Origin of the sequence: Pseudomonas sp. SL4(2022) (assembly GCF_026625725.1) — a bacterium.
Classification (GTDB): Bacteria; Pseudomonadota; Gammaproteobacteria; order Pseudomonadales; family Pseudomonadaceae; genus Aquipseudomonas.
Map to the genome: position 1 here is coordinate 1,216,245 of NZ_CP113060.1, position 21,365 is coordinate 1,237,609.

Consider the following 21,365-nt stretch of genomic DNA (forward strand, 5'->3'; position numbering starts at 1 on the left):
CCCGGGTTGATCAAAGGCTGCTAGCCGGGCTGGCTTTGCCTACGCCGTACCAGTCGAGTTTGCGGGTCAGCACCATCACGCCGGTCAGCACGCCGAACACCAGGATCGAGCCCATCAGCAGCGCGTAGTCCTCGGCACTCAACAGGGCGAACAGCAAGCCGTACAACGCCGCCAGCAACAGGCCGAAGGCACCGCCACGCACAGCGCTGTGCAACACATGGCTGACGTAGAAACCGATCAGCGCCACACAGGCCAGCGCCGAAATACCGTAGGCAGTGGCGAAACTCAGGTGCTCGGACAACGACAACAGCAGCAGGTAGAACAACGCCAACGACATGCCGACCAGGGCGTATTGCACCGGGTGCACCGCCATACGTTTGAGCACTTCAAAGAGGAAGAACACGGCGAAGGTCAGGCCGATAAACAGCAGCGCGTATTTGATCGCCCGCTCGGTTTTCAGGTACTGGTCCACCGGGTCGACAAAGCTCACGCCGAAGTGGCGTGCGGTCAGGGCATTGCAGCTGTCACCGCGAACACAGTCGGCCAGTGCTTCCTCCAGGTTGGTGGCGAAGAAACTGGTCTGCCAGTGCGCCTTGAAGCCCTTGTCTGTCACTTCACGGCTGCTCGGCAGGTATTCGCCGACAAAGCTCGGGTGAGGCCAGCCGGAGGTCAGCTCGACTCGGCTATCGCGCCCCACCGGGGTGATGCTCAACTGCTCAGTGCCCTGCAATTTCAGGTCGAAGGCGAACTCCAGGGTTTGCCCGCCCTGGGTATCCAGCGGCGGCAGCGGCGCATGCACACCGGCACCGAAACGCTCCTCGGCGCTGCCGGGGGCGAAGCTCAGGGTCATGCCGTTGAAGCGCAGCTGCAGGTCATTGCTGATCCCGCGGATATCGCTGATGCCGACCGAGAGAAACGGCTGATCGAACTGATACAGACCCAGCTCATCGCCCAGCCCCAGACGCGCCGGCAACTTGAAGGCGCCATTGATCTGGTTGTCGCTGCGGTACAACAGCGCCTTGTAGATACCGCGCGCACGCTCCTCGGTGCTGACCTGACCATTGAGCACAAAACGCTCCGGCAGGAAGTACAGGCGCCCCCGGCTCTTCTGCTCTTCCAGGTAACGCTCGCCGGTCTTGGCGTGGGTCTTCCACTGGTTCCATACCTTGGTGTAAGGCATCACCAGAATCGGCCCGGTGAGCTGCTGGCGGTAGCTGGAACTGCGCGCGATGTCCTGCAGCACCTCGGCGCGTTGGTACTGCCGCTCGCTCACCAGCCCGCCGATCATCGACAACGGCACCAGCAACAACAAAATCAGCAGGGCAATGGCGCCCAGCTTGAAACCCAGGATACGGCTCATGGTGCAACTCTCCGCGACGGTTAAGGTAGGCAGAGTCTGGGCGGCGCAAATGGTGGCTTTATGGAGAGCAGATGGAGAGTGTGTGGAGATACCGCACAGCTGCAAAGCAGGCCAATAGACAGCCGTCAGGGAAATGCGTAGCGTGCCGCTGATCGCCAAGTAAGGATGAACGGCCATGACCCAGCACAACCCCTACGCCAGCCCGCAAGCCAGCGTCGTCGACGCAGAATCACGGGTATCCGACGAGCAGATCGCCGCACTCCCCATCTCGGATAAATGGAAACAGCGCTTTAGCGCGATCCACCATGCCGGTGGCATCAAGATGCCCAAGTTCAAGCAGCTGCCCGCCGAGGAGCGGCGCATGGCCTTCAGCTTCAACTTTCTGGCGTTCTTCTTTGGGCCGATCTACTACGCCATCAAGGGCATGTGGAAAAAGGGCCTGGCACTGTTCCTGGTCTGCGCAGTGGTGGTGATCACCCTCGGCATCGGCCTGGACTACCTCGGTTACAGCAAGATCGCCAACGCGCTGGGCTATGGCATTGGTGCGGTATTCGCCGTACGCGCCAATATCGATTACTACAAGAAGATGCTGCTAAACGATAACGGCTGGTGGTAGAGGTCCGCGCATGATCCCCAGGGTATATGGCAGTCCTCATGGGCGACCACTGTTCTATTTTCATGGTGTGCCAGGCGCAGCGGTCGAAGCGGCGATGCTGCATCAAGCCGCCTTGACGCAGGGCATCAAGCTGCTGGTGGTGGCGCGCAACCTGCCGGGCGAACTCGACCGCGAGGACTACCTGCAACAGCTGGCGCAACAGGTCATGCAGCACGCGGCAGGCCAGCCGATTCACCTGCTCGGCTTCTCCATCGGCGCCTGCCTGGCGTTGCGTGTCGCTACACGCCTGGGCGAGCAGGTGGCCGCCGTTCACCTGCTCTCCGCCGCCGCACCCTGGGAAGTGGCCAGCAACCGCGTCGGCATGGGCGCCGGGCGTTACACCTTTGGCTGGGCGCAGCATTCCCCACGACTCTTTCGCGCCTTTGCCAGCTACCAGGCACTGCTGGCGAATGTCAGCCCGCGCTTGTTGCTCAATCTGCTGTTCGCCGGTGCCGGCGGCAAAGACCGCGAGCTGCTGCGCCAGAGCGCGACAGTGGACTGGCTGAAAACAATCCAGCGCGACTGCTTCCGACACGGCATCCACTCTTACGCACGGGACATCCACCTGTATGTCGAGCCCTGGGCCGCCGAGTTGCGTAACGTCACGGCCGCAGTCAACCTGTGGCATGGCGAAGCTGACAACTGGGCACCGATTGCCATGTCCATTTACCTGCAGCAGCAGTTGCCTGTGGTCACAGCCTTTACCCGCTGCGCCGGCCAAGCTCATTACACGTGCCTGTTGGAAAACGCCGCAGCCGCGATGGCCTGCGTGCAAGGCCGAGCAGACCACCCTCTACCCCGCTGAACACCCGCCAAGGATGGAGCATGAGCACACTCGCACTGCCGCTGATCAACCTGCTGACACTCAGCGCCGACACCGTTCAGGGGGTGATCGATCTGTATATCCTTGCGGCGCTGGCCGGTGTGTGGATGTACCGCGACGGTCGCGCGCGGGGCAAATCGTTGGCCTACCTGGCGCCATTCTTCACCCTGACGGCAGTTTTTGTGTCAGTCGGTCTCTTACTTTACTTGGTGCTCCGCGCCTGGCCGCACACTGATACAGCAAACGGAGAATGCCAGTGAGTAGCCACGCACTGCTCAGCTCCTTGCTGCGCTACAAGGCCTGGGCCGACCAGGAACTCTTTGCGGAACTACAACGCCTTGACCCCATTACCCAGCACAGCGAACTGCACGCGGCCCTGCGCATTCTCAACCACATCCATGTGGTCGAACGGATCTTTGTCGCCAATCTGCAGGGCATCGAGCACCGCTACAGCGCTACCAACACCCACGAAACGCCCACGCTGGCAGCACTGCAACAGGCGGTGGAGGAAACTGATCGCTGGTATCTGGACTATGCCGCAGGACTAAGCGCCGAACAGTTGGCCGAACGCCTGAGCTTCACGTTTGTTGATGGCGATGCCGGCTGCATGAGCCGCGAGGAAATGCTCGCGCATATCGTCACCCATGGCGGCTACCACCGTGGCGCGGTCGGCCGGATCATGGCGCAGCTGCAACTGGCGCCGCCGCGCGATATCTACACGCGCTTTCTGCATGAGGACCAGCCGCAGCGGCGGAAACAGCAATGAGACGGGAGAATCAACCGCCACGAATGTACTGCTCCAGCTGCTGAATCAGGCTGGCCTGGTCAGCAATGGTGTGTTTGACCAGGTCACCAATCGACAACAGACCAATCAGCTCGCCGTCAGCCAGTACAGGCAGATGCCGCAGGTGGCGGTCGGTCATCAGTTGCATGCAGTAACTTGATGTGTCACGCGGGGTGACGGTCAGCACATCGGCGGTCATGATTTCGCTGATCGCCACATCAAACGAAGAACGCTCCAGCAACGCGACTTTGCGCGCATAGTCGCGCTCACTGACGATACCGGCCAAACGGCCTTTCTCATCCAGCACCACCAACGCACCAATGCCCTTCTCGGCCATCAGCTTAACCGCGTCCAAAACCGAGGTACTGGGGGTCACGCTGTAGACGGCAGCCTGGGGTTTGTTACGAAGAATCTCGGCAACTGTTCTCATGCGGCGGCTCCTGCTCTGTTTCTTATTGAGACTCTGAGGATAGTGCGCGGGGCGAGTGTTGCCTGGCAACCCGACAGCCCGATCAGAGCATCTGTGTGCGCTCAGCGCAACCATTACAAACGAGCAAAGTCAGTGCCAAGCTGTACGTCAGTTGCCCGATGATGCCGGCAGTCGCAGACGTGCTTCAACCCCTCCCGCGACATTGCCAATGTGCAGCGTGCCGCCATGCAGCTGCATAACTTCCTCAACAAAGTTCAGCCCCAAACCGGTGCTCTTGCGACCGTTGCCGGGGCGCGGCAGCGAGTAGAACCGCTCGCTCAGGCGCGCCAGGGCGTAATCGGGAATCGCCTCGCCCTGGTTGAACAGGCATAACTCGACCTGCCCGCCAAGGGCTTGAGCGCTAAAGCGAATCAGCCCGCCCGACGGGGTGAAATCCAGCGCGTTATCCAGCAGATTGGCCAGTGCCTGGCGCAGCAAAAAGGCCTCGCCGCAGGCGCTTAATTGAGCGCCGATGGTGTTTTCAATCTGCAGACCGGCGGCTGCGATGCGCGCCATTTGTGCCTGCAACAGCGACTCGACCAGCGCGCGCAAAGGCACTGCCACTTGCTCTTCGAGGCCCTGGCGTTGTTCGACTTGAGCCAGGTGCAGCAGGCGCTCGATCAGTTGCTGCATACGCGCGCTTTCCTGCTCGATATTGGCCACGAAACGCTGCCGTTGCGCCGTCGGCATCTCGCTGTCGAGCAACTCGGCTGCGCCACGAATCGCAGCCAGCGGGCTTTTCAGCTCGTGGGTCAGGGTGTGCACGTAACGTTCGACGTAGGCTTTGCCTTCCAACTCGGTGCGCATACGCTCGATGGCCTCAGCCAGTTGCGCCAGCTCGCCACCGCGCACGCTGGGCAGTTCGGCACGTTGCCCGGCGCTGACCGCCTGGGCGTAGCGAGTCAGCTTGCGCAATGCACCACTGAGCCACCAGGACAGCAGTGCACCGACCAGCAGACCGAGCACAATCAGGCCGCCGCCGAGCCAGGCCAGGCGCTGTTCGGAGCGTTCGATATAGGGCTGCAGGGTGCGGTTGGGCTTGGCCACCGAGACCACGCCGATGATGCGCTCGCCATCCTTGATCGGCGCGGCGACGTACATCACCGAGGAGTCGGGGTCGTTCGGGTCTTCCTTGGTCGAGCGTGCGCCGTATTCACCGCGCAGGGTCAGCAACACATCGTTCCAGCGCGAATAATCCTGGCCCACCGCCGCACCGCTGGAGTCGAGCAGGACGATGCCCTTGGCGTCGGTGACATAGATGCGGTGGTTGACCTGGGTTTTCTCCACGCCCCAGATCTGCGCCTTGGGCTGACGTTGGCCGTAGGCCTGCAACAAGGCAGGCAAGCGGCTCTGTTGCAGGCTGCCTGCCTTAACCTCATCACGCAGAATCTCCGCCAACAGGTTGGCGGTATCGACCAGGGTTTCTTCGGTGCTTTGCCTTACGCCGGGGCGGATTTCGTCCATCACCGTGCTCAGCACAAACCAACCGGCCAGGCCAACAAAGAGGAAGTAGACGAGAAAGATGCGAATCCCCAAGGGCATCTCAGGCGTGCCTCGGCGAATAGCTGTAACCCAGGCCACGATGAGTTTGGATCGGCTCGGCCGCAGCGGCCACCTGACGCAATTTGGCGCGCAGACTCTTGATGTGGCTGTCGATGGTGCGCTCGTAGCCAACATCGGCGGCCACGCCCAGGCCATCAAGCAATTGCTCGCGGGAGAACACCCGTTCAGGCTGCGCCAGCAGGCTTTGTAGCAGGCGAAACTCATGGCGCGTCAGGCTCAGTAACTGGCCATGGTAATGAATCTGTACCCGTTCGCTGTCCACCTGAAACGGCCCACTGATCACGTTCACAACCGGGCTGACGGCCGGCGCTTCACGCGGGGCCATGCGTTTGAGGATGGCCTTAACCCTTGCGGCCACCTCGCGCGGGCTGAAGGGTTTGACCACGTAATCATCCGCGCCGATTTCCAAACCGACCACACGATCAATCTCTTCACTGCGCGCGGTGAGAAACATCACCGGCACCTCGGAGAACCGGCGCAGGCGCTTGCAAGCCTCAAAACCGCTGATATCCGGCAGGCCGACATCGAGAATCAGCAAATCCGCAGGGTTGCGCTGTTGCTCGGCCAGCGCCAGCTCGGCGAGGCTCAGCCAGGTGGTGGTGAAGCCTTCGCTTTGCAGGGCAAAGATCAGGGTGTCGGCGATCGCGGCTTCGTCTTCGACAATCAGAATATGCGGCATGGCGTCCTGCTCGTGACAACTCGGCGGGGAGCCTGCGGCAGGCTGTGCAAAGCGTCAAGGGCAGCCTAGGCTGGGCGCGCTGCAGGCCCATACGCGCACCTAAATAGACAAGTGCAGCGCGAACATGGGCCGATCTGCTTTAGTCCAGCTTGAAGCGTGCCGTGTTCTGTGCCAACACCCGGCTACCCTGCCCCAACTGCTCGGCCGCCGTGCTGACAGCCTGGGCCCCCTCAAGCAACACGTTGGCGGCCTGATCGACCTGCTGAATGCTGTCGTTGACTTCATCGGCCGTGGCCGCTTGTTGTTCCGCCGCCGTAGCAATCTGGGCCAGGCGATCGGTCACCAGCTGCACCGATTCAACAATCGCACTGAGATCCTCGCCCATGGCCAGCACGCTGCCGACATCGCCTTCAGCCTGACGCACGGCATCTTCCATCTGGGTGACCGACTGCCCCACCACACGGTGCAGATTAGCCACGGTATCGGCAATTTCGGCGGTGGAGTTCTGCGTGCGCTGCGACAGTGAGCGCACTTCATCGGCGACCACGGCAAAACCACGCCCTTGATCACCGGCACGCGCAGCCTCGATCGCCGCATTGAGCGCCAGCAGGTTGGTTTGCTCGGCAATCCCCTTGATCACATCCACCACCCGGGTGATCTGCTCGGTCTGGCTACGCAACTGTTGCAGCGTGGTGGCGCTGTCGCCCAGACGAATGCTGAGCTGGCGCATGCTCTGGCTGGTACGGGCGCTGCGTTGGTTGCTCTGGCTGGCGATTTCGCGGGTCTGGCTGGCCTCAACCGCCGCCTGCTCACAACTCTGCGCCACACTTTGCGCGGTAGCCGCCATCTGCGTGGCGGCGGCGGCAATCTGGCTCATTTGCGAACGCTGCTGCTCAACCGACTGCAAAGCGTTGCGCGCCTCACCATTAAGCACCTGCACGGTGCTTCCCAGCTGCTGGCTCTGTTGATTGACCCCGAGCATGGATCCACGCAACTGGCCAACCGCGGTATTCAGGGCCTGGGCAATGTTGGCCAGGTCGTCTAAACCATACACCTGCATGCGTACACGCAGATCACCATCACGCAAACCTTCAGCCGCCTCGATAATGCCGGCGGTGCCGCGCCGAATCGAAGCGTTGAGACAGAACAGCACATAGAGCGCCAGCAGGGTCAGCAGGCTGAACACAATGATCACTTCAATCATGCCGACCAACGCTTTGTGCCGGTACTCGCCCAGGCTCAGCGCGAACTGCGTATAAAGCGCACGTTGCAGATCACGTAGCTGCGTTTCGAGTTCACTGACGCGTTGCACAAACTGCTCTGGGGTCAGCGCCATCGGGCTGGACTCGAACATGTCACGGTCAATGCCTGCCAGGAAGGCTTCGTAGCCTTGCAGCGCTTCGTCATAAGGAGCTTTCATCTGGCGCATCGCCTGGGGCGCTTCAATACCCAGGGTCGACTGGGCCTTGCGCAACTGGCTGCGTGACTCATCCAGATTGCGACGCAAATCGCGAATCAATACCCGACTCTGCAGCGTGAAATGCTTTGACACCACCGCACCATAGCCTTGGCTGGCAAAGCTGCCCAATTGCTCAAGCAGGCGCGGCAAGGTGTAGGTGAGTTGCTCCATCATCAGGTACGTGTCGATATGCGGATCGAGAATCAGGCCGCTGTCAGTGGCCACCTGTTCACGCAGGGCCAACAGATTTAGCAACCCCTTCTGATAACTCTCCAGCGCATCGGGTAATGCCAATTTGCCCAACACATCCACGGAAAGCCCGGCCTTTTCGTTATTAAGACTCTGCAAGCGCTGGCGGGCATGATCCCCGTACAAGGCAGACTTGAGCGGCTCATCGAGCTTCAACAAGGCATTGTCCAGTTCATCGGTGCGAGCACGCAACAGGGCTTCGGCCGGTTTATCGGTGCCCTTCCAGCGTGACAGCAAGGTGCGCTGATCAATCAACTCCTGCTGCACACCGGCCATCAGCTGCAACGCACTGATCCCTTCCAGCTCACTGTCGATAAACGTGAGCCGAGACTTGAAGTTGCTGCTGATCACCCAAAGGGAGAACATCAGTGGCAAGGCAAACAAGACAAACACCAACTGAAATTTGCGGGCGAAGCTGAACCGTTCCAGCAAACGCATACCGGGTTTGAGTACTCCAGTCATACACACCTCAGCCTGTAGAGCACGCCAGCGTCAATAGCGTGCCAATTGCATACACAAGGCAAAAACACGCCTGATTACCTGGCAATAAAATCTCATGCTGCGGTGAGCATAGTTGAGTGACCGGGGGCTCACAGCTGATGACAACATGCCTGGCACCCCGAGGTATCAGCCCGTGATGCCGCTCCACAATTCATCGACGTTGCGAAACCCCCAGTTCTCGGCTGACTCACGCCCGACAATTTTGTCGCGGCCCACCAGCTTGTTGAGGTCGAGCACTTCCTGGGGGATCGGGGTTTTCGATTTGGCAGAAAAGAACACCTTGACCTTGGGCGCCAGCAAGGACTTGGCCTGCTGCTCCAGGACCACACCAATGCGTCCGCTCTCCAGACGCACCAGCGAACCGACCGGGTAAATGCCCACGGTTTTAACAAAGGCCTGAAACACTACAGGGTCGAAATGGCCCTTCCACTCGGCCATCTTGCGGATCGACTCGGCCGGGTCCCAACCGCGCTTGTAGGGCCGGTCAGAGGTAATGGCGTCATACACATCACAGACCGCCCCCATGCGCGCATACAGGCTGATCTGCTCACCCTCCAGACGATGAGGGTAGCCCGTACCGTCGATCTTTTCGTGGTGGTGCAAACACACATCGAGCACCAGGGCACTGACCTGTTTGCTTTCCAGCAACATGCGTGAGCCTGCCTCAGGGTGGTTACGCACCGTGGCAAACTCACTGTCGGTCAGCTTGCCGGGCTTGTTCAGCACTTCGTTGGGGATGGCCATCTTGCCGATGTCATGCAGCAAGCCCGCCAATCCGGCTTCACGGACCTGGCCCTCGCTCAATCCCAACTGACGCGCCAGCGCAATCATCAGGGCGCACACCGCAACGGAGTGCATGTAGGTGTACTCGTCTGCATTTTTCAGGCGTGCCAGGCTGATCAGGGCATTCGGATGACGCATGACCGAGTCGGAAATTTCCTCGACCAGTTCGCCCGCCTGCTCAAACTGCAGCGCCTGCCCCATGCGCGCATCACTGAACATGCTGATCACCGCGGCCTTGGCATTGGCACACAGCTTGGCCGCACGGCGAACCTCGTCATCCATCGAGACGGCCAGGCTGACCGGCGTGCTCTGCACCGCAGCCAGCAGGTTGGCCTCGGCTTCGGCGGCAACCTCTTCAGGGCTTACGCTGGCGGTGCCGTCTTCAACATCCAGGCCTTTGCTGACATCAATCCATAACTCGCTGATGCTGCTGCTCTTGATGCGTTGCAGGTCTTTTTCAGAGTTGAGGAGAAACTTAGACTTCCAGAAGGGGTGGTCCATCCATGCGCCACAAAACTCGTGGATATACATACCGACTCGCACGTCGGCCACCGCAATGCACTTCAACATGGACTGCACTCAAATGAGGTCAAAACTAAGGCTTAGCAGTCAGTTTAGCTGACCAGTCAGAATGCATTGTTATGGCCACGCCAGTTAATGGCAATAGGCTGCAGGCCGCCTGGGACGGGCTTGGAAGCTATGACACGAGTGCTTATCATTGCCGCTCTCGCGCACACAAGGAGTTGCCATGCGCCCCCTGATCACAGGGCTAAGTGTCCTCATTCTGCTGCTGCTCAATACGCTGGCCCTGATCGTCCCGCTGCTGCTGATCGCCCTAGGCAAGTTCGTCCTGCCAGGCAAGGCCCTGAAAACGGCCAGTTCGCGCGGCGTAATGTGGGTGGCGGAAACCTGGGCGGAGATCAACAAGCTGATCTTTGCCGCCCTACTGCCCGTGCGCTGGGATATTCGCGGCAGCGCTGACCTGCGCCCAAGCACCTCCTACCTGGTTATCAGCAACCATCAGTCCTGGGTGGATATTCCAGCGCTGGTGCAGGCATTCAACCGCAAAACACCGTATTTCAAGTTCTTCCTCAAGCAGGAGCTGATTTGCGTGCCCTTCCTTGGGCTGGCCTTCTGGGCGCTGGATTACCCCTTTATGAAGCGTTACTCCAAAGCGTTTCTGGCCAAGCACCCGCACATGCTGGGCAAGGACCTGGAAATCACCAAGCAGGCCTGTGAGAAGTTCAAGGACCTGCCGGTGACCGTGGTCAACTACCTCGAAGGCACCCGCTTTACCCCGGCCAAGCAGGCGCAACAGGGCTCACCCTTCCAATACCTGCTCAAGCCCAAGGCCGGCGGCGTGGCCTTTGTGCTGGCGGCATTGGGTGAGCAGCTGGATAAAGTGCTGGACGTGACCCTGGTGTACCCCGGCACCCGCACTCCCGGTTTCTGGGCGCTGATCAGCGGACAGGTGGACAAGGTGATCGTCGATATCCAGACCCGCGAGCTGGACCCGGCACTGTGGCAGGGCGATTACGAAAACGACCCAATCTTCCGCCAGTATGTGCAGAACTGGGTGAACACACTCTGGGAAGACAAGGATGCGCGGATTGCGCAGATTCGCGCGGAGCTGTGAGGTTTTTGGCGCGGCAAAAGCCCCTCCCACAAGAGCACTGCAAATCTGTAGGAAGGGCTGGGCGGCATCCGCTTTAGCCGCGACGGTTTAATGACCGCTGGTCAAGCCGCGCTGAACAGCTTGTGCGGATCAATCACGAATTTCTTCGGCACGCCGGCATCGAACTCGCCGTAACCACGCGGCGCGTCGTCCAGGCTGATGACCTGCACGCCCACCACTTCGGCGATATTGATACGGTCCCACATGATCGCCTGCATCAACTGGCGGTTGTACTTCATCACCGGGGTCTGGCCGGTGTGGAAGCTGTGGGATTTGGCCCAGCCGAGGCCAAAGCGGATGCTCAGGCTGCCGATTTTGGCAGCGGCGTCCACCGCGCCCGGATCTTCGGTGACATACAGACCGGGAATGCCGATCTTGCCGGCGACCCGCACCACACCCATCAACGAGTTGAGCACCGTGGCCGGCGCTTCGTGTTGCACGCCTGCATGGCCGTGGCCACGGGCCTCGAAGCCCACCGCATCCACCGCACAATCGACTTCCGGCTCGCCCAGCAGTGCCGCGATCTGTTCGTGCAGCGGGGTGTCTTGCGACAGGTCGGCAATCTCGAAGCCCACTGCCTTGGCGTGGGCCAGGCGCACCGGGTTGACGTCACCGACAATCACCACGGCCGCACCGAGCAAGCGTGCCGAGGCAGCCGCAGCCAGACCGACCGGGCCGGCACCGGCGATATACACCGTGCTGCCAGGGCCAACGCCGGCCGTCACCGCGCCGTGGTAGCCGGTGGGCAGGATGTCGGACAGGCAGGTGAGGTCGCGGATCTTCTCCATGGCCCTGTCGCGATCCGGCAGTTTCAGCAGGTTGAAGTCGGCGTACGGCACCATGGCGTATTCGGCCTGACCGCCGGTCCAGTCGCCCATGTCGACATAGCCATAAGCACCGCCAGCACGTGCCGGATTGACCGACAGGCACACGCCCGTGTGTTGTTCTTTGCACGAACGGCAGCGGCCGCAGGCGACGTTGAACGGCACCGAGACCAGATCACCAATTTTCAGGTTTTCCACGTCGCGGCCCTTCTCGATCACCTCGCCGGTGATTTCGTGACCCAGCACCAGGCCGGTTTGCGCCGTGGTGCGGCCGCGGACCATGTGCTGGTCGGAGCCGCAGATATTGGTGGAGACCACACGCAGGATGACCCCGTGCTCGATCTTGCGACCGCGCGGGTCCTGCATTTTTGGATAGTCGATTTTCTGCACTTCGACCTTGCCAGCGCCGAGATAGACGACGCCACGATTACCAGACATACGTATTTCTCCTTTCTTGTTGTGAATACAAAGGCGCAGCCAACGGTCGCGCAGCCTTGTACTGGAGCGTTTAAGTCTGTTGCCGGGTGGGCCGAGAACTTGGCAGTCGGTGATCCACCCGTAGCGGGATTCAGCAGTTGCGGTTTAGGCGTGCAGCACCACTGTGCGGCCGTCATTGAGGAAGACACGGCGTTCAAGGTGATAGCCGATGGCTTTGGCCAGGGTCTGGCACTCGATGTCGCGGCCCTTGGCGATCAGGTCTTCGGGGTAGTGGGCATGGTCCACCGGTTCTACGCCCTGGGTGATGATCGGCCCTTCGTCGAGGTCGTTGTTGATGTAATGGGCAGTGGCGCCGACCAGCTTGACGCCCTTCTCATAGGCCTGGTGATAAGGCTTGGCGCCTTTGAAACCGGGCAGCAGCGAGTGGTGAATATTGATCGCCCAGCCATCCAGCTGGCGGCACAGTTCGGGCGACAGCACCTGCATATAACGGGCAAGCACCACCAGCTCGGCGCCCGTGTCTTCGATCACCTGCAGCACTTTGCGCTCTTGCGCGGGCTTGTCTGCCGGGTCGAGCGGGAAGTGGTAATAGGGGATGTCGTGCCAGCATGCCAGCGGCTCCAGATCCGGGTGGTTGGACACCACCGCCACCACGTCCATGGCCAGATGGCCGATACGCTGGCGGTAGAGCAGGTCATTCAGGCAATGGTCGGCCTTGCTGACCATCAGCACCACTTTCGCGCGATAGCCCGGCGGGGTCAGTTCGACCTGCATGCCGAAAGCGCTCAGGCGATCATTCAGCCCGGCGCGAAAGGCCTGCTCATCGAAGTCATCCGGCTGGCGGAATTCCACACGGATAAAAAAGCGCGACGACAGGCGATCATCGAAGGAGTGGTGCTCGGTGACATAGCAGCGCTGCTCGAACAGAAAGCGTGTCACCGCATCCACCGTGCCGAGCACGCTCGGGCAGTGGGCGGTGAGAATCCAGGTGTCGGGGGTGCGGCTCATGGTCAGTCCCTCGGTAGAACTCGTGGGAGATGCTGGGCGGCATTCCGCTTTAGCCGCGAAAAGCAGTCGCGGCTAAAGCCCCTCCCACAGGATGTTTGTTGCTGTCAGGCTTTGATCGCCAAGCCGTATTCGGCGCTGGCGTCCTGCAGCCACAGCCAGAAGTAGTCGGAGAAGCTGCGGCGGATCAGCAGTTCCCAGGTGTCTTCGCCGGTGTGGCGGATTACCAATTGCGACTTGGCGAAGTGGGTGCCCACCGCCTTGCCGACCGGGAAGTTGCTCGGGTGCACGTCATAGCTGGTGGACTTCATCAGCACTTCACGCACCTTCGGCCCGCTCAGTTCCAGCAGGGTCTGCCCGCCGCTGACATTGACGATCGAGATGTGCTGGCCCTCCAGCGCCTCGCGCAGCTTCTGCTCGACCGCGAACTCGCTGCCGCCCGGCACAATCAGCAGCCATTCATCCGGTGCCAGCCATTGCAGCGAGGTGTCGCCGGCGCTTACCACTGTCAGCGCCGACGGCAGCTCCAGCCCCAGCGCCTTGTGCACACCACCGGCAAACGCCGGGTCCTTGGCGTCACCGCGCAGGGTCAGGTGACCGAGCAATTTCTTCTCGCGCACCGTCACCCCGGCGCTGGTAGAGCCTTTACCCGCCAGCTGTGCAAGGCCGGCGTGGAACAGAGGCGATTCGGCATGCGCCGCAGCCGGGCGTTGCTGATAAACGTTGATCAAGTTAGACATTCTGGCGATCCCCTTTCGGGTCATAGAACACGGAGCTGACGATTTCGGCTTCGATCAGGCTGCCATCGGCCAGCGGTGCAAACACCCGCTCGCCAATGCGTTTGAGGCCGCCCTTGACCACACCCATGGCGAAGGAATAACCCAACGCCGCGCTCATGTAGCTGGAGGTGACGTGGCCGACCATCTGCATCGGGATGGACTGTTTCGGGTCGAACACCAGTTGCGCGCCTTCCGGCAGCACCTTGTTGGGGTCGACAGGTTTGAGCCCGACCAGCTGCTTGCGGTCTTCACGCAGGCTGTCTTCGCGGTTCATGCCGCGCCAGCCGATCCACGAGAACGGTTTGGTGCGGCCCACGCACCAGCCCATGTTGAGGTCGTCTGGGGTGACCGAGCCGTCGGTGTCCTGACCGACGATGATGAAGCCCTTTTCGGCACGCAGCACGTGCATGGTCTCGGTGCCGTAAGGCGTCAGGCCGTGCTTCTGGCCGGCTGCGATGATTTTTTCCCACACGCCCAGGGCGTAGTCGGCCTGCACGTTGACTTCGTAGCTCAGCTCACCGGTGAAGGAGATGCGGAACACCCGCGCTGGCACGCCGCCGACCTGGCCTTCCTTCCAACTCATAAAGGGGAAGGCGTCTTTGTCCAGATCAATGTCGGTGACCTCGGCCAGCAGCTTGCGGCTGTTGGGGCCGGACAGGGTCATGGTCGCCCAGTGGTCGGTGACCGAGGTGAAGTACACCTTCAGCTCCGGCCACTCGGTCTGGTGGTAGATTTCCAGCCATTCCATCACCCGCGCGGCACCGCCGGTGGTGGTGGTCATCAGGAAGTGGTTGTCGGCCAGGCAGGCGGTCACACCGTCGTCGAAGACCATGCCGTCTTCCTTGCACATCAAGCCATAGCGCGCCTTGCCCACATCCAGCTTGGTCCAGGCGTTGGTGTACACGCGGTTGAGAAACTCGCGGGCATCCGGGCCTTGAATATCGATCTTGCCCAGCGTCGAAGCATCGAGAATGCCGACCGCGTTACGCACCGCCAGGCACTCGCGGGCCACGGCGGCGTGCAGGTCTTCACCGGTTTTAGGGAAGTACCAGGGGCGTTTCCACTGGCCCACGTCTTCGAACTCGGCACCGTTTTGCAGGTGCCAGCTTTGCATCGCGGTGTAACGCTTGGGCTCGAACAGCGCGCCACAGTGACGACCGGCCACCGCGCCGAAGGTCACCGGGGTGTAGTTCGGGCGGAACATGGTGGTACCCATCTGCGGGATGCTGATGCCCAGCGAACGGGCGGCAATTGCCAAACCGTTGATATTGCCCAGCTTGCCCTGGTCGGTGCCGAAGCCCAGCGCGGTGTAGCGTTTGACGTGCTCGACCGACTCGAAGCCCTCGCGGGTGGCCAGCTCGATACCGGCAGCGGTGACGTCGTTCTGCAGGTCGACAAACTGCTTGGGCGCACGCGCCGTCGGCTTGTCGTGCGGCACTTGGAACAGTGCCAGGGACGGCTCTTCCATGCGCACGGCCACCTGCGGCAGGCTGGCGGCAACGGCTTTAAAACCGGCTTCGGCGGCGGCTGAAACACCGGCCTCGAAACCATCGGCCAGGGCATCACCCAGGCTGAACACACCATTTACAGCACCGGCGCACAGGCGCTTCTGAAAGCCGCCCTCGCCCGGCACAAAGGCCAGAATATCTTCACGCCAGGTCGGCCGGCCGCCCAGGTGCGAGGCCAGGTGCACCACCGGGCTGTAGCCGCCGGAGCTGACGATCAAATCGCAGTCGAGCACCTCACCCGGGCTGCTGACCTTATGGCTCTGCACATCGATGGCGCAGATGCGCGCAGCGGTCACGCGCTTGCTGCCGGCGGCTTCGACCACCGCGCTGCCGGTGAGGATACGCACACCCCGTGCGCGCGCCTCTTCCACCCAGCTGCCGCGTGGGTTGCTGCGGGCATCGGCCACCGCCACCACCGGCAAGCCGGCATCCAGCCAGTCGAGCACCACGCGGTAGGCGTAATCGTTGTTGGTCGACAGCACCAGCTGCTTGCCCGGCGCCACGCCATAACGGCGCACGTAGGTGGACACCGCATCGGCGAGCATGTTGCCCGGCACGTCGTTGTTGGCGTACACCAGCGGCCGCTCGTGGGCGCCGGTAGCCAGCACCACACGTGTGGCGCGTACGCGGTGCATGCGCTGGCGCACCATACCCATGGGTGCAATTTCACCGAGGTGATCAGTCAGGCGCTGGTGAATGGTGAGGAAGTTGTGATCGTGGTAACCGTTGACCGTCGAGCGCGGCAACAGAGTGACTTCAGGCATGCCAGACAGCTCGGCAATCACCTGCGCGGCCCAGTCGGCGGCCGGTTTGCCGTCGAGGGTTTCGCGGGTGCTGAGCAGGCTGCCGCCGAACTCTTCCTGCTCATCGGCCAGGATTACCCGTGCACCGCTGCGCGCAGCCGCCAGCGCTGCGGCCAGGCCCGCCGGGCCGGCACCGACCACCAGCACGTCGCAGTGCTGGTTCATGTAGTCGTAGCTGTCCGGGTCCACGGCGGTTGGCGCGCGGCCAAGCCCTGCAGCCTTGCGGATGTATTTTTCGTAGGTCAGCCAGAGGTTCTGCGGGTACATAAAGGTTTTGTAGTAAAACCCCGGCGGCATCATCTTGCCGCCGACCTTGCCGAGAATGCCCATCAGGTCGGTGTTCACGCTCGGCCAGCCGTTGGTGCTGCTGGCGACCAAACCGGCATACAGCGCCTGCTGGGTGGCGCGCACGTTGGGGATCTGCGCCGCTTCGGTGCTGCCAATCTGCAGCACGGCGTTCGGCTCTTCCGCGCCGGCGGCAACGATGCCGCGCGGCCGCGAATACTTGAAGCTGCGCCCGACGATATCCACGCCATTGGCCAGCAAGGCGGCGGCCAGGGTGTCACCGGCAAAGCCCTGGTAGCGCTGTCCGTTGAAGCTGAATGTGAGGGGCTGGCTGCGGTCAACGCGGCCGCCGCTGGCAAGACGATTGACCTGGCTCATGCCGTTACTCCTTGGTCGCTGGCCTTTTTCTCGGCCGTGCCAGCAGCGGTGACGCTGGGCTTCTCACCGATCTTGTAGGTTTCGAGAATTTCGTAGGTCACCGTGTGACGGGTGGCGTTGAAGTACTTGCGGCAGCCGGCGGCATGCACCCACAGCTCGTGGTGGATGCCGCGCGGGTTATCGCGGAAGAACAGGTACTCGCCCCACTCGGCATCGGTGCAGGCAGCCGGGTCCAGCGGGCGCGGAATATGCGCCTGGCCCTTGGCGTGGAATTCCTCTTCGGAGCGCAGTTCGCCGCAGTGAGGGCAGAAGATATGCAACATGGGGAAGCCCTCTTAGTGAGCCACGGCAGCAGCGCCGTGCTCGTCGATCAATGCGCCGGTGTGGAAACGGTCCATGGAGAACGGCTTGGCCAGCGGGTGCATTTCGCCCTTGGCCAGGCTGGCGGCGAACACGTGGCCCGAACCCGGCGTGGCCTTGAAGCCGCCGGTGCCCCAGCCGCAGTTGAAGAACAGATTGGGCACCGGGGTCTTGGAAATGATCGGGCAGGCGTCCGGCGAGGTGTCGACGATGCCGCCCCACTGGCGGTTCATGCGCACCCGCGAGAGCACCGGGAACATCTCGACGATGGCCTGCAGGGTGTGCTCGATGGTCGGGTAGGAGCCGCGCTGGCCGTAGCCGTTGTAGCCGTCGATACCGGCGCCGATGACCAGATCGCCCTTGTCGGACTGACTGATGTAACCGTGCACGGCGTTGGACATGATCACGCTGTCGATGACCGGTTTGATCGGCTCGGATACCAGCGCCTGCAGCGGATGGGATTCCAGCGGCAGGCGGAAACCGGCCAAGCCGGCCATGTGCCCGGAGTTACCGGCCGTAACCACGCCCACGCGTTTGCCGCCGATAAAGCCCTTGTTGGTTTCCACGCCGATGCACACGCCGTTTTCCTTGCGGAAACCGATCACCTCGGTCTGCTGGATCAGGTCCACGCCCAGTGCATCGGCGGCGCGGGCATAGCCCCAGGCCACGGCATCGTGACGGGCCACGCCACCACGGCGCTGCACGGTGGAACCCAGCACCGGGTAACGGGTGTTCTTGCTGCAATCGAGGTACGGAATCTCGGCGGCCACCTGCTTGGCATCCAGCAGTTCGCCGTCCACGCCATTGAGGCGGTTGGCGCTGACGCGGCGCTCGGAGTCGCGCATGTCTTGCAGCGTATGACACAGGTTGTAGACGCCGCGCTGGCTGAACATGACGTTGTAGTTGAGGTCCTGGGACAGGCCTTCCCACAGCTTCATCGCATGCTCATACAGGTGCGCCGACTCATCCCACAGGTAGTTGGAACGCACGATGGTGGTGTTGCGCGCCGTGTTACCGCCGCCCAGCCAGCCCTTCTCGATCACCGCGACGTTCTTGATGCCGAACTCTTTGGCCAGGTAATAGGCCGTGGCCAGACCGTGGCCGCCACCGCCGACGATGATCACGTCGTACACCGGCTTGGGCGTTGGGTTGCGCCACATGCGCTGCCAATTTTCGTGGTGGCTGAACGCGTGCTTGAACAGGCCGAAGCCGGAATAACGTTGCATGGGATGCTCCTGAAATCGGGGTACTGCAATCTCTGTCGCCCGTGAAATGGATCTGCCTTTATCCATCCCCTCGGCCGCAACGGTGGATGTAAAAAGCGACATCCACCCTACAAATCAATCAGGCCGTAGGGTGGATCACGCTTTACCGATCCACCAAAACCGCCACACGCGTCAGCGATAAACCGGGTAATCGGCGCACAGCCCTGCCGCCAAGGTCGCCACCTGTGCCTCAACATCGGCATCGCCGAGGTGGTCGAGGATGTTGCAGATCCAACCGGCCAACTCGATGCTCTGTGCCTCCTTGAAACCGCGTGTGGTAATCGCCGGGGTGCCGATGCGCAGGCCCGAGGTGACGAACGGCGACTGCGGATCATTCGGCACGGCGTTCTTGTTGACCGTGATGCCGGCACGGCCCAGGGCGGCATCGGCGTCTTTGCCGGTCAGGCCCTGACGGATCAGGCTGACCAGGAACAGGTGGTTGTCGGTGCCGCCGGAGACCACGTCGTAGCCGCGCTGGATAAACACCTTGGCCATGGCCTGCGCGTTTTTGATCACCTGCGCTTGGTAGTCCTTGAAGCCCGGTTCCATGGCTTCCTTGAAGCACACCGCCTTGGCCGCGATCACATGCATCAACGGGCCGCCCTGAGCACCAGGGAAGACCGCCGCGTTAAGCTTTTTCTCGATGTCGGCATTTGCCTTGGCCAGGATCAAGCCGCCGCGTGGACCGCGCAGGGTCTTGTGGGTGGTGGTGGTGACCACATCAGCAAAGGGAATCGGATTGGGGTACAGACCGGCAGCCACCAGACCGGCGACGTGGGCCATGTCGACAAACAGCAGCGCGCCAACCTTGTCGGCGATGGCGCGGAAACGCGGGAAATCCAGGGTTTTCGAGTAGGCCGAGAACCCGGCAACGATCATCTTCGGCTGGAACTCCACAGCCAGGCGCTCGACTTCGTCGTAATCGATCAGGCCGGTGGCGGTGTCGATGCCGTACTGCACGGCGTTGTACAGCTTGCCCGAGGACGACACCTTGGCACCGTGGGTCAGGTGGCCGCCGTGGGCCAGGCTCATGCCGAGGATGGTGTCGCCGGCATTGATCAGCGCCAGGTACACCGCGCTATTGGCCGATGAGCCCGAGTGCGGCTGGACGTTGGCGTAGTCGGCACCGAACAGCGCCTTGGCGCGGTCAATCGCCAACTGCTCGACCACATCGACATGCTCGCAACCGCCGTAGTAACGCTTGCCCGGATAGCCTTCGGCGTACTTGTTGGTCAGCCCGCTGCCTTGGGCCTGCATCACGCGCTTGCTGGTGTAATTCTCCGAGGCGATCAGCTCGATATGGTGCTCCTGACGCGCCTCTTCGGCGTTTATGGCGCGGAGCAATTCATCGTCGTAACCCTGAATCTGGTCGTGCTTGCTGAACATCGCGAATCTCCTGCGGCAGCCACTGCGGCGCATCTGGTCGATCGGGGAACGAACCCCAGTTGCCACCGATGGTATGACTCACCCCGCAGCGCCAGATGCCTAGGCGCGCCACGGGGGATTGCGTTTGCGACATGCACGCGTCGCAATTGCGTAGGCGAGCAGAAGACAGCACGTTGCGGCTTCGCTTGCATGGCCGAGGATGTCGCCCTGATATCTGCACAACGGCGTGACCGCCGATACAGTTAATGCATCGATACAAGGCACCTCACAGACAAGGAACGCCCATGCCCGATCTCTCGCAACAATTCGCCAGCGACAACTACTCCGGTATCTGCCCGGAAGCCTGGGCCGCCATGGCTGAAGCCAATCAGGGCCACCAGCGTGCGTACGGCGATGACGAGTGGACGGCGCGTGCCGCCGACCACTTCCGCCGCCTGTTTGAAACCGACTGCGAAGTGTTTTTCGCCTTTAACGGTACGGCGGCCAACTCCCTGGCCCTGGCGTCGTTGTGCCAGAGCTACCACAGCGTGATCTGCTCGGAGACCGCCCACGTCGAAACCGACGAATGCGGCGCGCCGGAGTTCTTCTCCAATGGCTCCAAACTGCTGCTGGCCAAGACCGAAAACGGCAAGCTGACCCCTGCAGCCATCCGCGACATTGCCCGCAAACGCCAGGACATCCACTACCCCAAACCCCGCGTGGTAACCCTGACCCAGGCCACGGAAGTCGGCACGGTCTACAGCCCCGATGAAGTGCGGGCGATCAGCGCGGTGTGCCGCGAACTGGGCCTGCACCTGCACATGGACGGCGCGCGCTTCTCCAATGCCTGCGCCTTTCTCGGCTGCAGCCCCGCCGAGCTGACCTGGAAAGCCGGTGTGGACGTGCTGTGTTTTGGTGGCACCAAGAACGGCATGGCGGTGGGTGAGGCGATACTGTTCTTCAACAAGGACCTGGCCGAAGACTTCGACTACCGCTGCAAGCAGGCCGGTCAGCTGGCCTCAAAGATGCGTTACCTGTCCGCGCCCTGGGTCGGCATCCTGCACAACGATGCCTGGCTGAAATACGCCCAGCACGCCAACCGCTGCGCGCAACTGCTCGCCGAGTTGGTCAACGACATTCCGGGGGTCAGCCTGATGTTCCCGGTGCAGGCCAACGGTGTGTTTTTGCAGATGTCGGAACCGGCGCTGGAAACCCTGCGCGGCCAGGGCTGGCGCTTCTACACCTTTATCGGGGCCGGCGGCGCACGCTTTATGTGTTCCTGGGACACCGACGAAGCACGGGTGCGCCAGCTCGCGGGGGATATTCATCAGGCGATGACGGCCAGCTAAGCAAGA

General features: G+C 61.8%; 19 protein-coding genes. 6 read left to right on the forward strand and 13 right to left on the reverse strand.

Annotated elements, in window-relative coordinates:
- Positions 1 to 10 precede the first annotated feature (10 nt).
- Positions 11 to 1,360 carry a cell envelope integrity protein CreD gene (gene creD, locus OU997_RS05860; protein WP_108485976.1) on the reverse strand — a complete coding sequence of 450 codons (1,350 nt, stop codon included), beginning with the start codon at positions 1,358 to 1,360 and terminating at the stop codon, positions 11 to 13.
- Between the two features lie 175 nt (positions 1,361 to 1,535).
- Between creD and OU997_RS05865 the strand changes: the two genes are divergently transcribed.
- From OU997_RS05865 to OU997_RS05880, 4 genes are read left to right on the forward strand one after another with little or no spacing between them, the layout of a single operon-like run.
- Positions 1,536 to 1,976, forward strand: a complete 441-nt coding sequence (locus OU997_RS05865) for a DUF2628 domain-containing protein (protein WP_108485975.1) — start codon at positions 1,536 to 1,538, stop codon at positions 1,974 to 1,976.
- Between the two features lie 10 nt (positions 1,977 to 1,986).
- On the forward strand, positions 1,987 to 2,820 hold the full coding sequence (locus tag OU997_RS05870) for an alpha/beta fold hydrolase (protein WP_267809391.1): 834 nt from the start codon (positions 1,987 to 1,989) through the stop codon (positions 2,818 to 2,820).
- 20 nt (positions 2,821 to 2,840) lie between these two features.
- Positions 2,841 to 3,098, forward strand: a complete 258-nt coding sequence (locus OU997_RS05875; RefSeq protein ID WP_267809392.1) for a DUF2834 domain-containing protein — start codon at positions 2,841 to 2,843, stop codon at positions 3,096 to 3,098.
- On the forward strand, positions 3,095 to 3,604 hold the full coding sequence (locus OU997_RS05880; protein ID WP_267809393.1) for a DinB family protein: 510 nt from the start codon (positions 3,095 to 3,097) through the stop codon (positions 3,602 to 3,604). The genes OU997_RS05875 and OU997_RS05880 overlap by 4 nt, the downstream gene beginning before the upstream one ends.
- A gap of 10 nt (positions 3,605 to 3,614) precedes the next feature.
- Here the strand turns inward: OU997_RS05880 and OU997_RS05885 are convergent, their stop codons facing one another.
- The 5 genes from OU997_RS05885 to OU997_RS05905 all read right to left on the reverse strand — a co-directional run bounded on the left by OU997_RS05885 (position 3,615) and on the right by OU997_RS05905 (position 9,895).
- A complete protein-coding gene (locus tag OU997_RS05885) occupies positions 3,615 to 4,052 on the reverse strand; it encodes a CBS domain-containing protein (protein ID WP_108485971.1) in 438 nt (145 codons plus the stop codon).
- Between the two features lie 147 nt (positions 4,053 to 4,199).
- The gene (gene creC, locus OU997_RS05890; RefSeq protein WP_267809395.1) at positions 4,200 to 5,633 is read right to left on the reverse strand and encodes a two-component system sensor histidine kinase CreC; all 1,434 of its coding nucleotides are present in this window, start codon (positions 5,631 to 5,633) and stop codon (positions 4,200 to 4,202) included.
- Between the two features lies 1 nt (position 5,634).
- A complete protein-coding gene (gene creB, locus OU997_RS05895; protein WP_108485969.1) occupies positions 5,635 to 6,333 on the reverse strand; it encodes a two-component system response regulator CreB in 699 nt (232 codons plus the stop codon).
- 139 nt (positions 6,334 to 6,472) lie between these two features.
- Positions 6,473 to 8,503 carry a methyl-accepting chemotaxis protein gene (locus tag OU997_RS05900; RefSeq protein ID WP_267809396.1) on the reverse strand — a complete coding sequence of 677 codons (2,031 nt, stop codon included), beginning with the start codon at positions 8,501 to 8,503 and terminating at the stop codon, positions 6,473 to 6,475.
- Positions 8,504 to 8,668: 165 nt separating this feature from the next.
- Positions 8,669 to 9,895 (reverse strand): HD-GYP domain-containing protein, encoded by a 1,227-nt coding sequence (locus OU997_RS05905; protein WP_108485967.1) that lies wholly within the window; start codon positions 9,893 to 9,895, stop codon positions 8,669 to 8,671.
- Between the two features lie 178 nt (positions 9,896 to 10,073).
- On the opposite strand from OU997_RS05905, the gene OU997_RS05910 reads away from it, so the two are divergent.
- Positions 10,074 to 10,961: an acyltransferase gene (locus tag OU997_RS05910; RefSeq protein ID WP_267809397.1), complete on the forward strand. Its 888-nt coding sequence runs from the start codon at positions 10,074 to 10,076 to the stop codon at positions 10,959 to 10,961.
- 101 nt (positions 10,962 to 11,062) lie between these two features.
- On the opposite strand, the gene fdhA is transcribed toward OU997_RS05910, so the two are convergent.
- From fdhA to glyA, 7 genes are all read right to left on the reverse strand, one after another.
- Positions 11,063 to 12,262, reverse strand: a complete 1,200-nt coding sequence (fdhA, locus tag OU997_RS05915; RefSeq protein WP_160089594.1) for a formaldehyde dehydrogenase, glutathione-independent — start codon at positions 12,260 to 12,262, stop codon at positions 11,063 to 11,065.
- Between the two features lie 144 nt (positions 12,263 to 12,406).
- A complete protein-coding gene (gene purU / locus OU997_RS05920) occupies positions 12,407 to 13,270 on the reverse strand; it encodes a formyltetrahydrofolate deformylase (protein ID WP_267809398.1) in 864 nt (287 codons plus the stop codon).
- A gap of 104 nt (positions 13,271 to 13,374) precedes the next feature.
- Positions 13,375 to 14,007, reverse strand: a complete 633-nt coding sequence (locus tag OU997_RS05925) for a sarcosine oxidase subunit gamma (RefSeq protein WP_267809399.1) — start codon at positions 14,005 to 14,007, stop codon at positions 13,375 to 13,377.
- Positions 14,000 to 17,020, reverse strand: a complete 3,021-nt coding sequence (locus OU997_RS05930; protein ID WP_267809400.1) for a sarcosine oxidase subunit alpha — start codon at positions 17,018 to 17,020, stop codon at positions 14,000 to 14,002. The genes OU997_RS05925 and OU997_RS05930 overlap by 8 nt, the downstream gene beginning before the upstream one ends.
- Positions 17,017 to 17,343 (reverse strand): sarcosine oxidase subunit delta, encoded by a 327-nt coding sequence (locus OU997_RS05935; protein ID WP_108485961.1) that lies wholly within the window; start codon positions 17,341 to 17,343, stop codon positions 17,017 to 17,019. Before OU997_RS05935 ends, OU997_RS05930 begins: the two co-directional genes overlap by 4 nt.
- 12 nt (positions 17,344 to 17,355) lie before the next feature.
- Positions 17,356 to 18,606 (reverse strand): sarcosine oxidase subunit beta, encoded by a 1,251-nt coding sequence (locus OU997_RS05940; RefSeq protein WP_267809401.1) that lies wholly within the window; start codon positions 18,604 to 18,606, stop codon positions 17,356 to 17,358.
- 171 nt (positions 18,607 to 18,777) lie between these two features.
- A complete protein-coding gene (gene glyA / locus OU997_RS05945; protein WP_267809402.1) occupies positions 18,778 to 20,031 on the reverse strand; it encodes a serine hydroxymethyltransferase in 1,254 nt (417 codons plus the stop codon).
- Between the two features lie 284 nt (positions 20,032 to 20,315).
- Between glyA and OU997_RS05950 the strand changes: the two genes are divergently transcribed.
- Positions 20,316 to 21,359 carry a low specificity L-threonine aldolase gene (locus OU997_RS05950; RefSeq protein ID WP_267809403.1) on the forward strand — a complete coding sequence of 348 codons (1,044 nt, stop codon included), beginning with the start codon at positions 20,316 to 20,318 and terminating at the stop codon, positions 21,357 to 21,359.
- The last annotated feature ends 6 nt before the right edge of the window (positions 21,360 to 21,365 follow it).